Annotated in this window: 21 protein-coding genes; 17 read left to right on the forward strand and 4 right to left on the reverse strand. The window is 42.6% G+C overall.

Annotated elements, in window-relative coordinates:
• Positions 1–15 precede the first annotated feature (15 nt).
• From deoC to O3646_RS01630, 12 genes are all read left to right on the forward strand, one after another.
• Complete coding sequence (gene deoC, locus O3646_RS01575; RefSeq protein WP_125826917.1) at positions 16–678, forward strand: deoxyribose-phosphate aldolase; 663 nt, start codon at positions 16–18, stop codon at positions 676–678.
• Complete coding sequence (locus tag O3646_RS01580) at positions 665–1,054, forward strand: cytidine deaminase (RefSeq protein WP_049491822.1); 390 nt, start codon at positions 665–667, stop codon at positions 1,052–1,054. The genes deoC and O3646_RS01580 overlap by 14 nt, the downstream gene beginning before the upstream one ends.
• A gap of 75 nt (positions 1,055–1,129) precedes the next feature.
• Positions 1,130–2,191 (forward strand): BMP family protein, encoded by a 1,062-nt coding sequence (locus tag O3646_RS01585; protein ID WP_031573707.1) that lies wholly within the window; start codon positions 1,130–1,132, stop codon positions 2,189–2,191.
• Between the two features lie 134 nt (positions 2,192–2,325).
• Positions 2,326–3,861, forward strand: a complete 1,536-nt coding sequence (locus tag O3646_RS01590; RefSeq protein WP_371610424.1) for an ABC transporter ATP-binding protein — start codon at positions 2,326–2,328, stop codon at positions 3,859–3,861.
• Complete coding sequence (locus tag O3646_RS01595) at positions 3,854–4,915, forward strand: ABC transporter permease (RefSeq protein WP_368385737.1); 1,062 nt, start codon at positions 3,854–3,856, stop codon at positions 4,913–4,915. Before O3646_RS01590 ends, O3646_RS01595 begins: the two co-directional genes overlap by 8 nt.
• Entirely contained in the window at positions 4,915–5,871 is a 957-nt protein-coding gene (locus O3646_RS01600; RefSeq protein WP_272106785.1) for an ABC transporter permease, read from the forward strand. The genes O3646_RS01595 and O3646_RS01600 overlap by 1 nt, the downstream gene beginning before the upstream one ends.
• Positions 5,872–5,991: 120 nt before the next feature.
• Positions 5,992–6,594: a hypothetical protein gene (locus O3646_RS01605; RefSeq protein ID WP_272106784.1), complete on the forward strand. Its 603-nt coding sequence runs from the start codon at positions 5,992–5,994 to the stop codon at positions 6,592–6,594.
• Between the two features lie 21 nt (positions 6,595–6,615).
• Positions 6,616–7,251, forward strand: a complete 636-nt coding sequence (locus O3646_RS01610; RefSeq protein ID WP_371610425.1) for a copper homeostasis protein CutC — start codon at positions 6,616–6,618, stop codon at positions 7,249–7,251.
• A gap of 103 nt (positions 7,252–7,354) precedes the next feature.
• Positions 7,355–8,020, forward strand: coding sequence for an MmcQ/YjbR family DNA-binding protein (locus tag O3646_RS01615; protein WP_371610426.1), 666 nt, complete (start codon positions 7,355–7,357; stop codon positions 8,018–8,020).
• Between the two features lies 1 nt (position 8,021).
• Positions 8,022–9,776, forward strand: a complete 1,755-nt coding sequence (locus tag O3646_RS01620; protein ID WP_371610427.1) for an ABC transporter ATP-binding protein — start codon at positions 8,022–8,024, stop codon at positions 9,774–9,776.
• Positions 9,763–11,517, forward strand: a complete 1,755-nt coding sequence (locus tag O3646_RS01625) for an ABC transporter ATP-binding protein (protein WP_129824583.1) — start codon at positions 9,763–9,765, stop codon at positions 11,515–11,517. The genes O3646_RS01620 and O3646_RS01625 overlap by 14 nt, the downstream gene beginning before the upstream one ends.
• 247 nt (positions 11,518–11,764) lie before the next feature.
• Entirely contained in the window at positions 11,765–12,013 is a 249-nt protein-coding gene (locus O3646_RS01630) for a hypothetical protein (RefSeq protein WP_003011420.1), read from the forward strand.
• An 18-nt stretch (positions 12,014–12,031) separates the two neighbouring features.
• On the opposite strand, the gene O3646_RS01635 is transcribed toward O3646_RS01630, so the two are convergent.
• From O3646_RS01635 to O3646_RS01645, 3 genes are all read right to left on the reverse strand, one after another.
• On the reverse strand, positions 12,032–13,333 hold the full coding sequence (locus O3646_RS01635) for a PLP-dependent aminotransferase family protein (RefSeq protein WP_371610428.1): 1,302 nt from the start codon (positions 13,331–13,333) through the stop codon (positions 12,032–12,034).
• A gap of 63 nt (positions 13,334–13,396) precedes the next feature.
• Positions 13,397–14,044, reverse strand: coding sequence for a hemolysin III family protein (locus O3646_RS01640; protein WP_070665329.1), 648 nt, complete (start codon positions 14,042–14,044; stop codon positions 13,397–13,399).
• Positions 14,019–14,519 carry a DUF1836 domain-containing protein gene (locus O3646_RS01645; RefSeq protein ID WP_024056012.1) on the reverse strand — a complete coding sequence of 167 codons (501 nt, stop codon included), beginning with the start codon at positions 14,517–14,519 and terminating at the stop codon, positions 14,019–14,021. Before O3646_RS01645 ends, O3646_RS01640 begins: the two co-directional genes overlap by 26 nt.
• Before the next feature lie 66 nt (positions 14,520–14,585).
• Between O3646_RS01645 and yaaA the strand changes: the two genes are divergently transcribed.
• The gene (gene yaaA / locus O3646_RS01650; protein ID WP_070665330.1) at positions 14,586–15,311 is read left to right on the forward strand and encodes a peroxide stress protein YaaA; all 726 of its coding nucleotides are present in this window, start codon (positions 14,586–14,588) and stop codon (positions 15,309–15,311) included.
• 118 nt (positions 15,312–15,429) lie between these two features.
• On the opposite strand, the gene O3646_RS01655 is transcribed toward yaaA, so the two are convergent.
• Positions 15,430–15,876 carry a MarR family winged helix-turn-helix transcriptional regulator gene (locus O3646_RS01655; protein ID WP_003001765.1) on the reverse strand — a complete coding sequence of 149 codons (447 nt, stop codon included), beginning with the start codon at positions 15,874–15,876 and terminating at the stop codon, positions 15,430–15,432.
• A gap of 207 nt (positions 15,877–16,083) precedes the next feature.
• Between O3646_RS01655 and O3646_RS01660 the strand changes: the two genes are divergently transcribed.
• The 4 genes from O3646_RS01660 to O3646_RS01675 all read left to right on the forward strand — a co-directional run bounded on the left by O3646_RS01660 (position 16,084) and on the right by O3646_RS01675 (position 20,077).
• Positions 16,084–16,581 (forward strand): DUF5590 domain-containing protein, encoded by a 498-nt coding sequence (locus O3646_RS01660; protein WP_176745563.1) that lies wholly within the window; start codon positions 16,084–16,086, stop codon positions 16,579–16,581.
• A gap of 16 nt (positions 16,582–16,597) precedes the next feature.
• Positions 16,598–17,776, forward strand: a complete 1,179-nt coding sequence (locus tag O3646_RS01665) for a pyridoxal phosphate-dependent aminotransferase (protein WP_070665331.1) — start codon at positions 16,598–16,600, stop codon at positions 17,774–17,776.
• A gap of 148 nt (positions 17,777–17,924) precedes the next feature.
• A complete protein-coding gene (gene asnS / locus O3646_RS01670; protein ID WP_003007581.1) occupies positions 17,925–19,271 on the forward strand; it encodes an asparagine--tRNA ligase in 1,347 nt (448 codons plus the stop codon).
• A 68-nt stretch (positions 19,272–19,339) separates the two neighbouring features.
• The gene (locus O3646_RS01675; RefSeq protein WP_371610429.1) at positions 19,340–20,077 is read left to right on the forward strand and encodes a DUF1003 domain-containing protein; all 738 of its coding nucleotides are present in this window, start codon (positions 19,340–19,342) and stop codon (positions 20,075–20,077) included.
• Positions 20,078–20,135: the final 58 nt, after the last annotated feature.

Raw genomic sequence — 20,135 nt, forward strand, 5'->3', positions numbered from 1 at the left:
AGCTCAGGAGATTGTATGAAGTTAAATAAATATATCGATCACACTCTTTTAAAACCAGATGCACAACAAGAACAGATAGAAAAGCTGATCGAAGAAGCCAAGGCTTATGATTTTGCGAGTGTCTGTGTGAACCCGACATGGGTGAATTTTGCGGCTGAGGGCTTGCGTGATTCAGACGTTAAAGTTTGTACCGTCATTGGTTTTCCTTTGGGAGCAAATACACCATTTGTCAAAGCGTGTGAAACAAAAAATGCGATTCAAAATGGTGCCGATGAGATTGACATGGTCATTAATATCGGGGCTCTTAAGTCTAAGAATTTAGCACTAGTTGAGGAAGATATCCAAGCGGTAGTCGAAGCGAGCGGTGATAAGCTGGTCAAAGTCATCATTGAGACTTGTCTCTTAACCGATGATGAAAAGATCGTTGCTTGTCAAATTGCTAAGTTAGCTGGCGCAGACTTTGTGAAGACGTCAACTGGCTTCTCAACTGGAGGAGCAACGGTTGAAGATGTGGCCTTAATGCGTCAAACTGTTGGACCCGACATGGGTGTTAAAGCTTCTGGTGGTGCTCGCTCTTATGAAGATGCTCTTGCTTTTATCGAAGCAGGTGCGACCCGTATCGGGACTTCTTCTGGTGTAGCCATCATGGAAGGAAGGGTGGCTCATGGCGACTACTGAGTTGATCAACTTAGCAGTTGAAGTGAGTCAACAAGCCTATGTGCCTTACTCTCATTTCCCAATTGGAGCTGTACTGCTAACGAAGGATGGAGAAATCTATACAGGTGTCAATATCGAAAATGCCAGTTTTGGATTAACCAACTGTGGAGAACGGACAGCCATTTTTAAAGCTGTTTCTGAAGGAGCTCGTGAGTTTCAAGAGCTCATTATCTACGGGCAAACAGAAAAGCCCATCTCTCCATGTGGTGCTTGTCGCCAGGTCATGGCTGAATTTTTTGAGCCAGACCTTCCTGTAACCTTAGTATCTAAAGATAAATCGACGGTCGTGATGACGGTCAAGGAATTACTTCCATATTCCTTTACAGACCTGACTTAATAGGTCTGTGAGGCGGTTTTTTGACCCTTTCAATACTTCGCAACAATGTTGCACAATAATTTAGGAGGTTCAGTAATGAACAAGAAACAATGGCTAGGCCTTGGTCTAGTAACTGTCGCTGCTATCGGACTTGCAGCATGTGGAAATCGTGCGTCTAAAAAAGATAGCGCTAACTCAGAATCTAAAACAGATTTGAAAGCTGCTATCATTACCGATACTGGTGGTGTGGATGACAAATCATTCAACCAATCTGCTTGGGAAGGTTTGCAAGCTTGGGGGAAAGAAAACGGTCTTTCTAAAGGGAACGGATTTGACTACTTCCAATCAACAGATGAATCTCAATATGCGACAAACCTTGATGAAGCTGTTTCTAACGACTACAAATTGATCTTTGGTGTTGGTTTTGCCTTGAGCGACTCTGTTAAAAAAGCTGCAAAAGACAACCAAGATGTGAACTATGTCATCATCGATGACCGTATTGAAGGACAAAAGAACGTAGCATCTGCTGTTTATGCCGATAACGAAGCTGGTTACCTTGCTGGTATCGCTGCTGCAAAAACTACAAAAACTAAACAAGTTGGTTTTGTAGGTGGTATGGAAAGTGAAGTTATCACTCGTTTCCGCGCTGGATTTGAAGCTGGTGTTAAATCTGTTGACCCATCTATCAAAGTTCAAGTAGACTACGCTGGTTCGTTCGGTGACTCTGCTAAAGGTAAAACAATTGCTGCTGCACAATACGCTGCAGGTGCAGACGTTATCTACCAAGTAGCTGGTGGTACTGGTGCAGGTGTCTTCTCTGAAGCTAAAGACTTGAACGAGAAGAAAAATGAAGACGAAAAAGTTTGGGTTCTTGGTGTTGACCGTGACCAAAAAGCTGAAGGTGAATACACTTCTAAAGATGGTAAAAAATCTAACTTTGTATTGGCTTCAAGCTTGAAGAAAGTCGGAGAATCTGTAAAAGACTTGGCTAAGAAAACTGCTGACGGTAAATTCCCTGGCGGTAAAGTGATTACTTATAGCTTGAAAGATGGTGGAGTTGATTTGACAACTGACAACCTTTCTGCAGATGCTAAAAAAGCAGTCGAAGATGCTAAAGCTAAAATCCTTGACGGGTCTCTTAAAGTTCCTGAAAAATAATATTTGATTGGATCGGCCCGACCTTCAAGGGCCGTTCCTTTTAATAAATTGAGACATTTTTGTCTCAGTAAAATCTATTAGCAACCCTAGTAGATTTTATTGAAATAAAAATAGATTTGAAAGGAAACACCCCCATGACACATGAATATGTCATCGAAATGCGTGAGATTACCAAAAAATTTGGTGACTTTGTAGCAAATGACAAGATTAATCTTCAGTTGCGCAAAGGTGAAATCCATGCACTTCTTGGAGAAAATGGTGCAGGGAAATCTACCCTGATGAATATGCTGGCTGGTTTGTTGGAACCAACTAGCGGAGACATCGTGGTAAATGGAAAAACTGTTAACCTAGACTCACCTTCAAAAGCAGCTTCTTTAGGAATTGGAATGGTGCACCAACACTTTATGTTGGTTGAAGCTTTCACTGTTGCTGAAAATATCATCCTTGGTTCTGAAACCACGAAGCATGGTATTTTGGACCTTAAAAAAGCCGGTCAAGATATCCTTGAATTGTCTAAAAAATATGGCTTGGCAGTAGATCCAAATGCTAAAGTTGAGGATATTTCCGTTGGTGCGCAACAACGTGTGGAAATCTTAAAGACGCTTTATCGTGGAGCCGACATCCTAATCTTCGATGAACCAACTGCAGTGTTGACACCAGCTGAAATCGAAGAATTGATGACAATCATGAAGAACTTGGCGAATGAAGGAAAATCAATCATCTTGATTACGCATAAGTTAGATGAAATTCGTGCTGTCGCAGACCGCGTAACAGTCATTCGTCGTGGTAAATCCATTGAAACAGTTGAAATTGCAGGTGCTACAAACCAAGATTTAGCTGAAATGATGGTCGGTCGTTCTGTTTCCTTTAAAACAGAGAAAGGTCCTTCTCAACCAAAAGAAGTGGTCCTATCTATCGAAAACTTAGTTGTTAACGAAAACCGTGGTGTGCCTGCTGTTAAGAATCTATCTTTAGAACTTCGTGCAGGTGAAGTTGTCGGGATTGCGGGGATTGATGGAAATGGTCAATCTGAGTTGATCCAAGCCATTACAGGTCTACGGAAGGTAAAATCCGGTTCAATCAAGATTAAAGGCAAGGATGTTGTAGGACTTCGCCCACGTCAAATCACAGAAATGAAGGTAGGACACGTCCCTGAAGACCGTCACCGGGATGGTTTGGTCCTTGATATGATGATCTCTGAAAACATTGCTCTTCAAACTTACTATAAAGAACCTCTTAGCAAGAATGGTATTTTGAATTATCCAAATATTACCTCTTATGCCAAGAAATTGATGGAAGAGTTTGACGTTCGTGCAGCTAGTGAAGTGGTACCAGCTAAGGCTCTTTCTGGAGGAAACCAGCAAAAAGCCATTATCGCTCGGGAAATCGATCGCGATCCAGATCTCTTGATCGTCAGCCAGCCAACTCGTGGTTTGGACGTCGGAGCGATTGAATATATCCACAAACGTTTGATTCAAGAACGGGATAATGGAAAAGCCGTTCTGGTTGTCAGCTTTGAATTAGATGAAATTTTGAATGTTTCTGACCGTATTGCGGTTATTCATGATGGGAAGATCCAAGGGATCGTAACCCCTGAAACAACGAATAAGCAAGAACTTGGAATCCTCATGGCAGGTGGACAAGTAAAGGAGGGAGCATCAAATGAATAAGAATTTAAAACAAATTGCTGTTCCATTGGTGTCTGTCCTTTTAGGATTGGTCCTGGGTGCCATTATTATGTGGGCCTTCAGCTATGATGCCCTTTGGGGATATGAATTGCTGTTTAAGAAAGCCTTTGGTTCGATTAAGAGTTGGGGTAATATTTCCCGTGCTATGGGGCCACTGATTTTAGTTGCTCTTGGATTTTCGGTAGCTAGCCGGGCCGGCTTCTTTAACGTTGGACTTCCTGGTCAGGCTTTTGCAGGATGGATCATGGCGACTTGGTTTGCCCTTTCCTTCCCAAATATGCCTCGCTTACTGATGATTCCGATGACCGTTTTGATTGCGGCTGTTGCAGGTGGATTTATTGGAGCGATTCCTGGTTTCCTTCGTGCCTATCTCGGTACCAGTGAGGTCATCATCACCATTATGATGAACTACATTGTTCTCTATGGTGGGAATGCCTTGATCCATAGCTTCCCAGCTTCCTTGATGAAAAACAAGGACTCAACCGTTGATGTAGGAGCCAACGCTGTCTACCAGACGGAGTGGTTGCGTAATTTGACGGACAAATCACAAATGAACATCGGGATCTTCTTTGCCATCATCGCAGTGGTAGTCATCTGGTTCTTGATGAAGAAAACAACACTTGGTTTTGAAATCCGTGCCGTTGGTTTGAATGCGAATGCGGCAGAATACGCAGGGATGTCTGCAAAACGGACCATTATCCTTTCTATGATCATTTCTGGTGCTCTTGCTGGTATCGGTGGAGTAGCAGAAGGTCTGGGTATTTACTCAAATGTCTATGTTCAAACTAGCTCAATGAGTGTTGGATTTAACGGAATGGCCGTTGCCCTTCTTGCGATGAATTCACCAATTGGTATTCCATTTGCTGCCTTCTTGTTTGGAGCGCTTCAAATTGGTGGAGTTGGTATGAAGCCAGCTGCCATCCCTGAAGAAGTCGTTCAAATTGTGACAGCATCTATTATCTTCTTCGTATGTGCCCACTACATTATCGAAAAGATGATCTCGATGCGATCAGCTAAAAAAGGAGGAGCAAACTAATGAGTATTGTAACGATTTTAAGTATTCTTGTTTCCTCTATGATTGTGTATGCGGCACCGCTGATCTTCACAAGTATCGGAGGAGCATACTCAGAACACGCTGGGGTTGTTAACGTTGGCCTTGAAGGAATCATGGTTATGGGAGCTTTCTCAGGAATTATCTTTAACTTGACTTTTGAGCCTACCTTAGGGGATATGACACCATGGTTGTCCTTGATTGTTGCTGCAGGAATCGGAGTACTTTTCTCCTTGATCCACGCGGTGGCAACCATTCATTTCCGTGCTGACCATATCGTTTCAGGTACAGTATTGAACTTGATGGCCCCTCCATTAGCCGTCTTTCTAGTTAAAGCAATGTACAACAAGGGGCAAACTGATAATATCAAAGTTGCCTTTGGGAAAACATCCATTCCGGTCTTATCTAAAATTCCGGTGATTGGGGATATTTTCTTCAACAATGCCAGCATCATCGGCTGGGTTGCGATTCTCTTCTCATTCTTTGCTTGGTTCATCATGTTCAAGACGAAATTTGGTTTGCGTCTTCGTTCAGTTGGTGAACACCCACAAGCAGCAGATACATTGGGAATCAATGTTTATAAAATGCGCTACTTAGGAGTCATGATCTCAGGTGCCCTAGCAGGTATCGGAGGAGCCATATACGCTCAGTCAGTTTCTGTTAACTTTGCGGTAACTACTATTGTAGGTCCTGGATTTATCGCCCTTGCGGCTATGATTTTCGGGAAATGGAACCCAATCGGTGCCATGTTGGCTAGTCTCTTCTTTGGAGCTTCACAAAGTTTGGCAGTTATCGGGAATCAATTGCCTTTGCTTAAAGGGATCCCATCCATCTACTTGCAAATTGCGCCTTACGTCTTGACCATGGTTGTCTTGGCAGCCTTCTTCGGACAAGCAGTTGCACCAAAAGCAGATGGTGTTAACTACATTAAATCGAAATAATGCACAGAGAGATGCGAGGTTTCCTCGGTCTCTTTTGCTTTCTAAAGGCCCCTCTTAGTCGCAATTTCTTTGGATTTGAGGTACAATAAGAATACAACTTTTCACGTATTGGAGGAGCAGATGTTTAAGTGGATGAGACGCCTGATTGGCATGGTGATCGTTTTATTTATTTTATTAGTGATCCTGTTGGTTCCTGGATCCATCCCTGAAGGGGAGCAGCTGAGAAATGTGCAGGCAGGGAGCTCTTTGATTGAACTGGCTCAAAATGCAGTTTCAAATGCTTCTGTAAGCACTGAAGGGCTCTCAACTGAGTTGAGTCTCAATTCTGTGCAATTGAGTCAAGTTGTAAAAACAAGTGCTGGATCTGCTCTTGACAATTCTGACTTTCAAAAGATGGCACTTGGAATGGATGGCAATGACCTTCACGTCAAAGTTCCGGTTTCCTTAGGGCCAGTCGAAAGCTATCTAGATTTAACCATGACAGGTCAAGTTGAAAACAATGTCATGAATTTGACTGTGACAGCTGCTAAATTAGGGAAAATACCGATTCCAAAATCCTTGGTTCTCAACTATTTGAAGGATCAATCCAATCAAAATGGAGGCGGCTTCACAGTGAACGGTGATCAGATTACGCTTGAGATCCCTCAAACAGGTTATACTATCTCAAAAGCGCGAGTAGAAAATGGCAATGCCAAGGTGACGGTTAGTATCTCCTTGTTTTAAGGCTATGAAAATGGAGTTGTCATGCTTATCTTTGAATTTTGTGCAGAGAATTTAACGTTTATTGATAAGGCGATTGCTGCTGGGGCAGGTCGCATTGAACTGTGTGACAACCTGGCAGTAGGTGGGACCACACCGAGCTTAGGGGTGATCCAGGAAGCAATTAAACTGACAAGAGAGCAGTCTGTGGATCTATGTGTCATTATCCGGCCCCGTGGTGGAGACTTTGTCTACACAGATCTGGAAGTTCAAGCTATGCTAGCGGATATTCGGGCTGCGAAGGAAATAGGGGTTTCTAGTTTCGTGCTGGGTGCGCTGACGGGCGATCGAAAGTTGGACCAGAGAGTCATGCAGCTTTTACTAGCAGCCTGTGGAGAGGCAGAGGTTGTCTTTCATATGGCTTTTGATGAGTTGGCTCATACAGATCAGCTAGAAGCGATTGAGTGGCTTTCTGATCAGGGTGTAGCCCGCATTTTAACACGAGCTGGAAGTCCAGGTGCTACACTAGAGCAACGTTTTGAACATTACCATTGTTTATTAGCTGCGGCTAAGGGAAAGATTCAGATCTTGCCTGGTGGAGGTGTGACCCTTGACAATCGTCAGCTCTTTTTGGAGCAATTGGGCGTTTGTCAACTGCATGGCACACGCATTGTGTTTTAAAAAAGAAACGATCACTGCTTGAAGTAGTTTTTTGGATCTGTTATCAAGGTTGGGGACGTCGTTCCCAGCCTCTTCTAGTGCAAAAATGAATAAGGGAGAGAAAATGTTTTTAGAGCATTATTTTGACCGATACACCTTTCAGCTAGAAAAGGGATTGGCTTATGGATTTGAAAAGAGTGGGACAGGCTATGAGTACCAGTGCCCAGTCTTATCGGACACTTTTCTCTTAAAGGTAAGCGTCTGCGACCAGAAGATTTCTTTTCAGGTCTATGATCAGGATACAGGGGATGAGTATATCCAGATCCATCTGGAACAGCTACAAGGAAATTTCGTTGGCCAAGTCAGGGAAGCCTGTCAGGAAAGTCTTGCAAGAATCCGCCAAGCTTGTTTTAAGGTAGAAGAATTTCTTTATCCTCAAGCCAAGCGTCTCATGGCCTATATTTCCCAACACTATCAGGGAACGATTGAATATTTGTGGGAAAGGTCTCCGGAATCCGGTGCCATTCGCCACCGAGACACCCTCAAGTGGTATGGTGTCTTTATGACCATTGATTGGAAAAAATTGGATGCTAGCAAGTCTGGGAAAATAGAAGTTTTGAATGTCAAGTCTGATCAGGTAGCCCATTTCATCCAGCAGAAAGGGATTTATCCAGCTTTTCATATGAATAAAAAATATTGGGTGAGTATCCCCTTAGATGGAACAATTTCTGATGAGGACTTGTTTGCTCTAGTGGATAGTAGCTGTCAGCTCACCAAAAAGGGGAAATAAGATGCATCTGTTAGGGAAATTATCTTGGTTTTTTAAATTAGAGAAGAAACGTTACTTCATCGGGATAGGGTCCTTGATCTTGGTTAGTTTTTTAAATCTTATTCCTCCAAGAATCATGGGACTTGTGATCGATTTGATCGATAAAAGAAGGTTGACACTGAGTCAGTTGGTCGTGAATATTGGATTTCTAGTTCTAGCAGCTCTTGCCATGTATGGACTTCGTTTTGTCTGGAGACGCTATATTTTTGGGACGGCCAATAAGTTAGCTCGGATTTTGCGTTACCGTTTGTTCAAGCACTTTACGCTCATGTCACCGTCTTTTTATCAGCGTTATCGGACTGGGGATCTCATGGCCCATGCTACCAATGATATCAATGCGGTAACCATGTTTGCCGGTGGTGGGGTTATGTCTGCAGTGGATGCGTCTGTCACAGCCTTGGTGACCCTGGTCAGCATGTTTTTCATGATTGATTGGCGCTTAACCCTCTTAGCTATTTTGCCCCTACCAGTTATGGTGGTAGTGACTTCAGCCATTGGACGCAAAAATCACCAAGCCTTCAAAGAAGCTCAAGAAGGCTTCTCGGAGCTCAACAACTTTGTGCAGGAATCAGTATCAGGAGTCAAGGTAACCAAATCCTTTGGTTTTCAGGCAGATGAGATTCAGGCTTTTGAAAAGACCAATCAAATGGTCTTTTCAAAGAATATGACTTCCGCCAGTTACAATGCCTTGTTTGATCCGACCACTCTTCTTTTTGTCGGTCTCTCTTATGTCTTGACCCTTTACTTCGGGGGCCTTTTCGTCCAGGAAGGAAGCTTGACAGTTGGACAAATCGTAACCTTTATCACCTATCTCAATATGCTCGTATGGCCCCTTCAAGCCATGGGCTTCTTATTTAATATTAGTCAGAGGGCTAGCGTCTCGTATGACCGAATTGAGACACTTTTAGCAGAAACACCTGAAATCCAAAATCCAAACCATCCAGTCAGAGACATTCAAAATGGAGATTTGGAATATGACATTAAAGAATTCGCCTACGAGAAAGAGCCTGTTCTTGAAAAGGTTACTTTTCATTTAGAAAAAGGACAAACCCTTGGGATTGTGGGTCCAACTGGATCTGGAAAGACCACCTTGTTGCGTCTCTTACTCAGAGAGCATGACTTGGAGCAGGGAGATATCTTTCTAAATGGAATCTCCATCAAAGATTATCGTTTGCAAGATCTGCGTAGTTTGATTGGCTATGTTCCTCAAGATCAGATTCTCTTTGCTATGACTATTCGCGAGAATGTAGCTTTTTCGGATCCGCAGATTAAGGAAGAAGAGTTGATAAAAGCGCTAAGAACCTGTGGGGTCTATGAGGATGTCTTGGCTATGCCAGACCAGATGGAGACAGTGCTGGGAGAGAGAGGGGTTACTCTTTCTGGCGGGCAAAAGCAACGGATTGCCATGAGTCGTGCTTTGGTTATGAATCCTGAGATCTTGATTTTGGATGATTCCCTGTCTGCAGTAGACGCTAAGACGGAGCACCAAATCATCGAAAATATGAAGCAGGAACGCAAGGGGAAAACAACGATCATCACAGCCCACCGCCTATCAGCGATCGTTCATGCGGATTTGATTCTGGTAATGGAGAATGGACAGATCAAGGAGCGAGGAAATCACGAGGAATTAATGGCTCAAAAAGGTTGGTACTATGAAACCTACCAAGCCCAACAATTATCAGAAGAAATGGAGGGAAAGCTGAATGAAAACATCTGAAGCTCATGTGATGAAGCGGCTCTTGACTTACATGTGGCGTTATAAGTGGTTAACAGCCCTAGCCTTAGCCTTTACCTTCCTGACTAGTCTCTTATTGACGGCGATTCCTCTTGCAGCCCGCTGGTATATTGACCACCTAGTGGATCCAAAAGAAGCAGGCTCACCAGTTCTGACAGCTTTTCAGTTTCTCATTCTCTACTATGGGTTATTCATTGGGCGCGTGCTGGCAACTTACCTGAGCCAGTTAACCTTTGCGCGTGTATCCAATTCTATCGTAAGAGACATTCGTCTAGATATTTTCCAAAATCTGCAAAGGCTGGGCATGTCCTTTTATGACCAGACAACAGCAGGTTCGATTGTTTCGCGGGTGACCAATGATACACAGGCAGTCGCAGATATGTTTTCTACGGTCTTTTCAAGCCTGGTTTCATCCTTTTTACTCTTTCTAGTCACCCTAGTAACCATGTTTAGTTTGGACTGGCATTTGACCATTTGGATCCTGCCTTTTCTTCCCATCATTTGGTTTTCCATCCGTCTCTATCGCAAGTTATCCAATCGCTTGGTCAAGATGACCCGACAAAAATTATCAGATATCAATGTGAAATTATCGGAATCTATTGAAGGAATGCGGATCGTGCAGGCCTTTCGTCAAGAAAAGCGCTTGACGGATGAATTCGAACAGATTAATGGGGAACATTTGGACTATGCCAACCGATCTGTGGATGTCAATTCCCTCTTTTTGAGGCCAGCTATGACCTTGTTACAGGTCCTGGCCTATGCGGTTATTCTAACCTTTTTCGGCCTAAATTGGCAGTCCTCTGGCTTTACAGCAGGTCTTATCTATGCCTTTATCCAATATGTTAACCAGCTTTTCCAGCCCTTGATTGATGTCACCCAAAATTTTGCAACCTTGCAGACCTCAACCATTTCTGCAGGTCGTGTGTTCGAAATGATGGATCGAGACGACTATGAGCCTAAGCAAGCTGGTAGCCTGAAAGAAATTGAGCGGGGAGATATTCGTTTTGAGCATGTATCTTTTTCTTATGATGGCAAACGGGATGTCCTAAAAGATATCTCCTTTGAGGTCAAAAACGGACAAACCATTGCCTTTGTTGGTCATACTGGTTCTGGTAAATCCTCTATTATCAATCTCTTCATGCGCTTTTATGAATTTGATCGTGGCCAGATCTTGATTGATGGACAGGATATCAAGGACTACAGCCAGGAAGCCTTGCGCAAGTCCATCGGTCTAGTGTTGCAAGAACCCTTCCTCTATCATGGAACCATTGCTTCTAATATCCGGATGTACCATGAAGAACTGACAGATGAGGAAATCCGACAAGCAGCTGCATTTGTGGATGTAGCAGACTTTATTGAGAGTTTACCTGGTGGCTATGATCATCCGGTAACAGAGCGGGGTTCTACCTTGTCGACCGGTCAGCGTCAGCTTCTGGCTTTTGCCCGGACCATTGCTGCCCAGCCTAAGATCCTCATTTTGGATGAGGCCACTGCCAATATCGACCAAGAGACGGAAGAGATGATCCAAAATTCTCTGAAGAAGATGCGCCAAGGGCGGACAACCATTGCCATTGCCCATCGCCTTTCTACCATCCAAGATGCCGATTGCATCTATGTTCTAGATAAGGGAAAAATCATCGAATCGGGCAATCACGACCAACTCATTGCTCTAGGAGGAACGTATAAGAAAATGTATGACCTCCAGGCCGGTATGATGAAATAAGGACAAACAAGGAGAGTGGGACAGAAATCGGTAATTCGTTAGAATTCGATTTCGTCGTCCCACCTCCGCACAGTTGAGTAGGGCTGTAAAAGCTGATGAAATCAGCGTAGTAGAGCCCACTCAACCACTGCGTCTTGCTCAACAATCCAAAAAAAATAGAAAGGCTAGGACTTTTGTCCCAGCCCCTTGTTTTTCTTCTTTGAAAGCTGTAAAATAAAGAAAAGAACAGAAAAAGGGAGCATACACCATGTCAAACGATCTGATCCTGATGGGAGTTGTTATTGTCTTATTTGGACTTTATTTCACCCTTCAAGTTGAGCTCAATAAAGTCAGAAATCAATTCACTCACTATCTTCTAAAACCAGGTAGTATTTCCAAGGAACAAAGAGAGAAGTACCTCAAAGAACCAGAGATGGAAGCGATTCGCCTAATTCGCCTCGATTATCGGATCGGCCTTCAAAATGCCAAACTTGTTTATGAGCAATTGAAGAAATAAGAAAGACCCTCGTATAGTCTATACGAGGGTTTCTCTTTCAAAAAAAGGCGTAAGCTTTGGTAAAACATTGGTCACATCTGCCGATTTGATCTTGGCGAGTTGATAAGGACAAGAAGTGATGTAGGCTGCTTCAAAGAAATCAAGCGGGAGTCCACTGTGTTTTAAGGCAGCAAGAGATTGAACTTGGCTGAGTTCTAAAAGGATCCCATCGTGGGTCAGGGTCAGATGAGGTAGAGGAGACTGGGCTATCAAGGTCTTTAGACTGGCTTCTTCCTCTTTTTTTCTGGCTAGGAGTCGCTTTTTATTGGTCAGATACATACCGTTATCAATGTAGAGACTCAAGGCCTTTTGCATGATCAGATTGCTATCATAGTCCAGAATCGTCTTATAGGTCAAGACCGGCTTAAGAAGGGCTTGGGGAAGGATCATGGAAGTGATGCGAAGAGCAGAAAAGAGATTGGTCGAAAAAGATTTGATATAGATGACCCGGTCCTTTTGATCCAAATAATGAAAAGATGGAGCATTACTGCTATCAAGATCTCCCAAATAGTCGTCCTCAACAAGGTAGACATCATATTGGTCAGCTAGTTGCAAGATCGCTTCTTTTTGCTTGGTAGAATAGCTATGACCGAGCGGATAGTGAAAACGGGGGATCGTGTAGAAGAATTTGATATGGCCACTTTTGAAAATCTCTTCAAGTTCCTCGAGATCAATCCCCGTTAAATTACGTTGAATGGTACGGTAGGCAAGTTGCTGCGAATCTAAGAGTTGGTTCATCCGATGATAAGTCGGTTGCTCGATCAAGATCTGCGATCTTTTATTGGGAAAGTCAATCTGGCTGAGGATATTGAGCGCCTGCTGGGTACCAGCAGTCAAAACAATCTGATCTGCAGTCGAATAAATACCTTCTTCCTTCAATAAGCCTTGAATGGATTGGCGTACTTCGAGTAAGCCTGCTTGGTCCGAAAAGTTATTAAAGAGATAATTCTCCCGACCAATCAAGGTTTCATTGATACAGGTCCGGAAGTCCTCGAAAGCCTGGTTGCGGTCTTTCTCTAATTTTAGTGGAAGATCCTCATGTCGATCAGGTTCTTGCTCCAAAACATAGTAGCCACTCTGAGGCTTAGCATAGAGGAAGTGCTGGTAAGTCAAGTCCAGCAAGGCACGTTGCACCGTGTCCTTACTACAAGAAAATTGACTAGCTAACTGGCGAACAGAAGGAATTTTTTGTCCAGTTTCCAGTTCTCCATATTGAATAGCTTCTTTTAAGAAATCGATAATTTGTTGGTATTTGCTCGTCTTCATTCCGACTGTCCCCATACAGTTTTTTTCTATTGTACAGAAAAAATCACAAAAAAACCACTCATAAGAGTGGTGAGCCTATTACATAAAGTATACAATCGCTAAATACTGAAGAGCAGAAGCTGCAAGGATGAAGAGGTGCCAAATCATGTGGAAGTATGGTTTTTTCTTAGCATAAAAGCCAGCTCCAACCGTGTAGCACAGACCGCCCATGAGCATGAGACCCCAGAAGATCGGATTGGTTTGGCTAACGATTTGGGGAATAATAAAGATGACCAACCAGCCCATGATCAAGTAAAGAGCCAGACTGAATTTTTCATTGACTTTTTTGGCAAAGATTTTGTAGAGAATACCAAAGATGGTGGTTCCCCATTGGATCAAAATAATGCTGTAGCCCATCCAGTTGTTCATCAAGGTAAGGACAACTGGTGTGTAACTACCTGCGATCGCAATGTAGATCATGGAATGGTCGATAATGCGAAGCACATACTTTTGAGGTGAATCGTAAGACATGGCATGGTAGACGGTCGAAGACAGAAACATCAAAAAGAGACTGATCACAAAGATAGACGTACCAAAAGCACTGAGCAGACCATGTTGCTCAAAGCTATAGACTGCTGAGATCGGAAGCAAGATCAACATGAGAAGGGCGCCAACAGCGTGTGTTACGCTATTTGCGATCTCTTCTCCAAAGGATAATTTTTTACTTAGTTTCATGGAGTAATTCATCAGTTTCTTCCTCCGTTTTTACTGGTTGAATATAAGATAGGGTTTCAAGATAAAGTTGAACCGTCTGACAGGCAGAGCGAATAATAGGAGCGATCGGCTCTTTTTGCTCATTGAGATAAGCGACAAAGCTATTATAGAGAAGATCTGAACTCGCCTGGTCCTGCAAGAAATTTAAGGTAGAAGCGATCTCCTGAATAGAAAAGACCGTTTTTAAGGTTGTAATAGCGATCAAGCGAGCCACCTGTCTACGCTGGTATTTCTTCTTATCTGGTTTTTCGACATAGCCATGTTTTACGTAATTGTTGATCATGGCAGCCGTCAAGCCCTTATCTGAAGAAGAGAGGACAGGTGCACAGGTTTTATTGACATAAAGTAGGACCTGATCGAGATAGAGGTCTAGTTCAGGCAGTTGCTCCCACGTTGGATAGGAAAAAGTGGACACGAAATCTTCACCTTTCTTTAATCTAGTTTTCATAACTAGATAATAACATTAATAAAAACTTCTGTCAAGAAAATTTGAAAAATATGGTACAATAGACCTATGAAACTATTAATTCCATCCGCCAAAGAACTGAACGAACAGGCTCGTATCGTCGAGCCCCAACCCTTGTCAGAGAAGACAAAAACCATCCTCCAAGCTTTAAAGGCATTCTCCCTAGAAGAATTAGCGACTTTTTACGGGATCTCAGAGGAAAGAGCCCTAGTAGAAAAGGAAAGAATTGAAGCTCTGTTAGCTGGGAGTGCTAAAACCTATCCTGCTTTGGAACTGTTTGATGGCCTTATGTACCGTAGTATCGAGCGTCAAGACTTATCTGAAAAAGAGCAGGCTTATCTGCAGGAGCATTTGTTAATCACGACCGCTTTATACGGTGTACTACCTGCCTATGAAGGGATTGCGCCCCATCGCTTGGATTTTATGATGAAGCTAAAACCAGCTGGAAAATCTCTAAAGGCATTCTGGAAAGAGGACTATGATCAGGCAGTAGAAGGTGAGGAGCAGATCTTATCTCTTTTGTCTTCTGAGTTTGAACAGGTCTTTTCAAAAGCCATTCGTGAGCGAATGATTCGGATCAAATTCATGGAGAATCGTGGTGGGACACTGAAGATTCACTCGACGATTTCAAAGAAAGCACGTGGGGCCATGGTAACAGCTATGATGAAGGAAGAAATCACCCATCTAGAAGATCTGAAATCACTAGAAGTAGCAGGTTTTTCTTATCGTGAGGATTTATCGCAAGAGAAAGAATGGATCTTTGTGAAAGAATAAATAAAAATATTCCTGAGAAGCGTCAGGAATATTTTTTTGATCTGTTAGATAAAGAGAATGCACGATGAAAACTCCAAAATAGAGGATTTTGGAGTCAGAATCGTCTTGAGCAGTAGGCTTAGGCGATATGTTTGAATTTCTTCAAGAGTTCTGTCAACTCAGCTTGCTCGCCACTATTAAAGACTTGCATCAAGCGTTGAATATTTTTGATATGATCTGGAAGAGCTTCTTCGATCTTTTTACGACCGGCATCTGTAATAGATACAAGATAAGCACGGCGGTCTTCTGGATCGGTTTCGCGTGTAATCCAACCATCGCGGACCATATTGCGAATAACCACAGTCATATTTCCAGAGGTCGCAAGAATGCTATCAATCAGATCTTGAATGCGGAGATCGCCTTTGCTGTACAAGGTCTCAAGTACAGAGAATTGAGTTGGTGTCAACTGGTGCTTTTTAAAGATATGAGCCTCAGAGGCACGGATCAATCGTTCTGCCTTGTGGAAGACGATCATGGTTTTTAAATCTACGTTTGCTTCTTTGAATAATCTCTTTAAATTTTCCATATCTATATTTTATCAATAAATAGTATTTCTGTCGTTTAATTTTATTTTCAAATTAGTTACAAAATTGTGACAAATTTATTAAACTATGAACAAATGATAGCAAAGGTGTTAATTTTACTTTGTTTATCAAACAATTTTATACTAAAACATTGTAACAGGTATGAAATATTAGTAACAATTCTTTCTTGAAAATCTATAGAATTCTAGGTGGCTTTGGTGTATAATGAGGGAGTGAAACAGAAAAATAATCTTTTTATAATATGGCAACATATAATAGGAGTCTGTATCTTAGCGTTGACGGTCCTTTTTTCTTGGTTATTTCTTGCTGAAAAAACTTCTGATCGCTTGCAGGATCAAATGGCGCAAGCAAGAAAAATAGCTCTGTCTCACTCTTCGATTGCGACCATTGAGACGGAGAGTTTCTTTCATGGCAAAGAAGCGTATCTTTCCTTTATTGGCAAGGACCAAGAGGGGCAAGAACTAGTGGTTTTGGTGGCGCAGGCGGATGATGCAGTCTATACCTACCCTTTGAAAGAAGGAGTTAGTTCCAAAGAGGCAGCTTCTGTCGTCAAAGAGAAGAGTCAGAACGCGATTGATCGGGTAACTTTTGGACGCTTTAAAGGCAAACCGATCTGGGAAGTCAAGGCTGGGAGCTCTTATTATGTGGTGGATTTCAAGACTGGGAAAGTCACCGGTGTTTTTTAAGATTTGAGGAGGAAATATGAAATTATCAAATCGTGTATTGGAAATGGAAGAAAGTGTGACCTTGGCTGCAAATGCGCGTGCCAAAGCTTTGGCAGCAGAAGGCCGTGATATCTTAAGTTTGACCCTTGGTCAACCTGACTTTGCGACTCCAAAAAATATTCAAGAAGCAGCAGTCGCATCGATCGAGGATGGTCGCGCTAGCTTTTATACGGTTGCATCTGGACTTCCAGAATTGAAGGATGCCATTAGCGACTACATGAAAGAGTTTTATGGCTATGCAGTGAACCGAAATGAGGTTGTGGTCGGCACTGGTGCCAAGTTTATTCTTTATGCTTTCTTTACATCTGTCATCAATCCAGGTGATGAAGTCATCATTCCAACCCCTTGCTGGGTTTCTTATGTAGACCAGGTTAAGATAGTAGAAGGCACACCTGTTACTTTCCAAACAACAGAAGAAAATCACTTCAAGGCAACGGTAGAGCAACTGGAAGCAGCACGGACAGACAAGACAAAAGTTGTTTTGCTGAACTCGCCATCCAATCCAACAGGAATGATCTACAGTAAAGAAGAACTCGAAGCAATCGGAAAGTGGGCTGTCGAACATGACATCTTGATTTTGGCAGACGATATCTATGGACGATTGGTCTACAATGGCAATACCTTTACGCCCATTTCTAGCTTATCAGAAGCGATTCGCAAGCAAACCATCGTTATTAACGGAGTTTCTAAAACCTATGCTATGACTGGTTGGCGGGTTGGTTTTGCTGTAGGAGATCCTGAGATTATTGGAGCCATGGCCAAGGTGATCAGCCAAACAACTTCCAACTTAACAACCGTTTCCCAATATGCTGCAATCGAAGCCCTCACAGGAGATCAATCTTCTATTGAGATCATGCGTCAAGCTTTTGAAGAGCGCTTGAATACTATTTATCCTTTGTTGAATGAAGTACCTGGTTTTGAAGCCATCAAACCTCAAGGAGCCTTCTATCTCTTCCCAAATGTCAAGAAGGCCATGGAGATGAAGGGGTATACAGATGTGACGGAATTTACCACAGCAATTTTAGAAGAAGCAGAGGTTGCTTTAGTAACGGGAGCTGGCTTTGGTGCTCCTGAAAATGTTCGCTTGTCTTATGCGACAGATTTGGATACCCTGAAAGAAGCTGTTCGCCGCCTCAAGGCCTTTATGGAAAAATAAAAATGCAAGATCCTTAGTAATGAGCTGAGGATCTTTTTCTTTAAAAAAAATCTGGTTTTCACAGGTAGAACCTAGCACTGAAAGCCTTTTTATGATACAATTAAGAAGATAATGTCTTCGGACAAGTTTAACGAGAAAAGGAAGATGAATGATGACAAAACGGATTACTATCATCGAAGTAAAAGACTATGTTGGTCAAGAAGTGACCATCGGTGCTTGGGTGGCCAACAAATCAGGTAAAGGAAAAATTGCTTTCTTGCAATTGCGTGACGGGACTGCCTTTTTCCAAGGTGTGGCTTTTAAACCAAACTTTATCGAAAAATTCGGCGAAGAAGTGGGGCTTGAAAAATTTGATACCATCAAACGCTTGAGCCAAGAAACATCAGTGTTTGTGACTGGTATTGTCAAAGAAGACGAGCGTTCTAAATTTGGTTACGAATTGGATATTACAGACATCGAAGTGATCGGTGAATCTCAAGATTACCCAATCACTCCTAAAGAACACGGGACAGACTTCTTGATGGACAACCGCCACTTGTGGTTGCGTTCACGCAAACAAGTTGCCGTTATGCAAATCCGTAATGCCATTATCTATGCAACTTATGAGTTCTTTGATAAGAATGGCTTCATGAAGTTTGATAGCCCAATTCTTTCAGGAAATGCTGCAGAAGATTCTACAGAACTTTTCGAAACAGACTACTTTGGAACACCAGCCTATTTGAGTCAATCAGGTCAGCTTTATCTGGAAGCTGGTGCTATGGCCCTTGGTCGCGTCTTTGACTTTGGACCAGTATTCCGTGCTGAAAAATCTAAGACTCGCCGTCACTTGACTGAGTTCTGGATGATGGACGCTGAGTACTCTTACTTGACACACGATGAATCACTTGACTTGCAAGAAGCTTATGTCAAAGCTCTTCTACAAGGTGTTTTGGACCGTGCTCCTCAAGCCTTGGAAACATTGGAGCGTGATACGGAGCTCTTGAAACGCTACATTGCAGAGCCATTCAAACGGATCACTTATGATGAAGCGATTGATCTCTTGCAAGAGCATGAAAACGATGAAGATGCGGATTACGAGCATTTGGAACATGGTGATGACTTCGGTTCACCACATGAGACTTGGATTTCAAACCACTTTGGTGTGCCAACATTTGTCATGAACTACCCAGCAGCTATCAAGGCCTTCTACATGAAACCAGTTCCTGGAAATCCAGAGCGCGTGCTTTGTGCAGACTTGCTTGCTCCTGAAGGCTATGGAGAAATCATCGGTGGCTCTATGCGTGAGGAAGACTACGATGCCCTTGTTGCAAAAATGGATGAACTTGGCATGGATCGTACAGAGTATGAATTCTACCTTGACCTTCGTAAATACGGTACAGTTCCACACGGTGGATTTGGTATTGGGATTGAACGGATGGTTACCTTCGCGGCTGGTACTAAACACATCCGTGAAGCTATTCCATTCCCACGTATGTTGCATCGTATCAAACCTTAATAGACGTAAAAACGCCATTAGGCGTTTTTCACTTTTATCTGCTTCAAAAAACTATGAAAGGAATTTCAATGCTGAAAATAGACATCATTGATGGGAAAGAATACGAGGATGGTCAGGGGTCTTTGATCGCAGATCTAGACCATTCCATTCAACAGATGCTCAAGACTTCCTATCCTGAAAGTCAAATGGATGATTTTATCACGTATAAAAATTTGAGCCAATATTGTATGGATTATCTTGGACAGATTATTGAGCGTGCCAATGATAAAAACGAAGCCATTAAACAGCAGGTGACAGGTGTCATGCCTGAAAGCGAGCGTCCCTTTAACGTTGAAGACCGCTTGACAGCCAGCTATACCTTCGGTCAGCGGGTGGCTGATTCTGTTGCGCGCTTTGGTGGTTCATGGACTTTTATCATTAGTTTTATCCTGATGATGGCTATTTGGATGCTGATCAATGTCCTGCATCCTTTTGGCTGGAATTTTGATCCTTATCCTTTCATCTTGCTCAATCTAGCACTTTCTACGATTGCGGCGATTCAAGCTCCTTTGATCATGATGAGTCAAAACAGGGCAGCAGATTATGATCGCCTGCAAGCGCGAAATGACTTTAACGTTAATATGGAGTCGGAACGAGAAATTCGCTTGCTTCATACGAAGATTGATCATATGGTGCAACAAGACCAGACGGATTTACTGGAAATTCAAAAGTTGCAAACCGAATTGTTGGTGTCCTTGTCTAATCAAGTGACCCAATTGCGTCAAGAACTGAATCAAGAAAGAATGAAGGAGGTGGAGAAAATGTAGGCAAATATAAGTAAGTCTTTTAGAAACACTCATATAATCTATTGAAAGAGGAAAAACA

This window comes from Streptococcus sp. 27098_8_148, assembly GCF_041432105.1.
GTDB classification, from domain to species: Bacteria; Bacillota; Bacilli; order Lactobacillales; family Streptococcaceae; genus Streptococcus; species Streptococcus parasanguinis_AE.

What these genes read in the sequence shown, in the direction of transcription:
- O3646_RS01590 (WP_371610424.1), top strand. Translation starts at nt 2,326, where the DNA reads ATGACACATGAATATGTCATCGAAATGCGTGAGATTACCAAAAAATTT.
- O3646_RS01675 (WP_371610429.1), top strand. Translation starts at nt 19,340, where the DNA reads ATGCTGAAAATAGACATCATTGATGGGAAAGAATACGAGGATGGTCAG.
- O3646_RS01630 (WP_003011420.1), top strand. Translation starts at nt 11,765, where the DNA reads ATGTCAAACGATCTGATCCTGATGGGAGTTGTTATTGTCTTATTTGGA.
- O3646_RS01585 (WP_031573707.1), top strand. Translation starts at nt 1,130, where the DNA reads ATGAACAAGAAACAATGGCTAGGCCTTGGTCTAGTAACTGTCGCTGCT.
- O3646_RS01580 (WP_049491822.1), top strand. Translation starts at nt 665, where the DNA reads ATGGCGACTACTGAGTTGATCAACTTAGCAGTTGAAGTGAGTCAACAA.
- yaaA (WP_070665330.1), top strand. Translation starts at nt 14,586, where the DNA reads ATGAAACTATTAATTCCATCCGCCAAAGAACTGAACGAACAGGCTCGT.
- asnS (WP_003007581.1), top strand. Translation starts at nt 17,925, where the DNA reads ATGATGACAAAACGGATTACTATCATCGAAGTAAAAGACTATGTTGGT.
- deoC (WP_125826917.1), top strand. Translation starts at nt 16, where the DNA reads ATGAAGTTAAATAAATATATCGATCACACTCTTTTAAAACCAGATGCA.
- O3646_RS01645 (WP_024056012.1), bottom strand. Translation starts at nt 14,519, where the DNA reads ATGAAAACTAGATTAAAGAAAGGTGAAGATTTCGTGTCCACTTTTTCC.
- O3646_RS01625 (WP_129824583.1), top strand. Translation starts at nt 9,763, where the DNA reads ATGAAAACATCTGAAGCTCATGTGATGAAGCGGCTCTTGACTTACATG.
- O3646_RS01635 (WP_371610428.1), bottom strand. Translation starts at nt 13,333, where the DNA reads ATGGGGACAGTCGGAATGAAGACGAGCAAATACCAACAAATTATCGAT.
- O3646_RS01665 (WP_070665331.1), top strand. Translation starts at nt 16,598, where the DNA reads ATGAAATTATCAAATCGTGTATTGGAAATGGAAGAAAGTGTGACCTTG.
- O3646_RS01610 (WP_371610425.1), top strand. Translation starts at nt 6,616, where the DNA reads ATGCTTATCTTTGAATTTTGTGCAGAGAATTTAACGTTTATTGATAAG.
- O3646_RS01605 (WP_272106784.1), top strand. Translation starts at nt 5,992, where the DNA reads ATGTTTAAGTGGATGAGACGCCTGATTGGCATGGTGATCGTTTTATTT.
- O3646_RS01595 (WP_368385737.1), top strand. Translation starts at nt 3,854, where the DNA reads ATGAATAAGAATTTAAAACAAATTGCTGTTCCATTGGTGTCTGTCCTT.
- O3646_RS01655 (WP_003001765.1), bottom strand. Translation starts at nt 15,876, where the DNA reads ATGGAAAATTTAAAGAGATTATTCAAAGAAGCAAACGTAGATTTAAAA.
- O3646_RS01615 (WP_371610426.1), top strand. Translation starts at nt 7,355, where the DNA reads ATGTTTTTAGAGCATTATTTTGACCGATACACCTTTCAGCTAGAAAAG.
- O3646_RS01620 (WP_371610427.1), top strand. Translation starts at nt 8,022, where the DNA reads ATGCATCTGTTAGGGAAATTATCTTGGTTTTTTAAATTAGAGAAGAAA.
- O3646_RS01640 (WP_070665329.1), bottom strand. Translation starts at nt 14,044, where the DNA reads ATGAATTACTCCATGAAACTAAGTAAAAAATTATCCTTTGGAGAAGAG.
- O3646_RS01600 (WP_272106785.1), top strand. Translation starts at nt 4,915, where the DNA reads ATGAGTATTGTAACGATTTTAAGTATTCTTGTTTCCTCTATGATTGTG.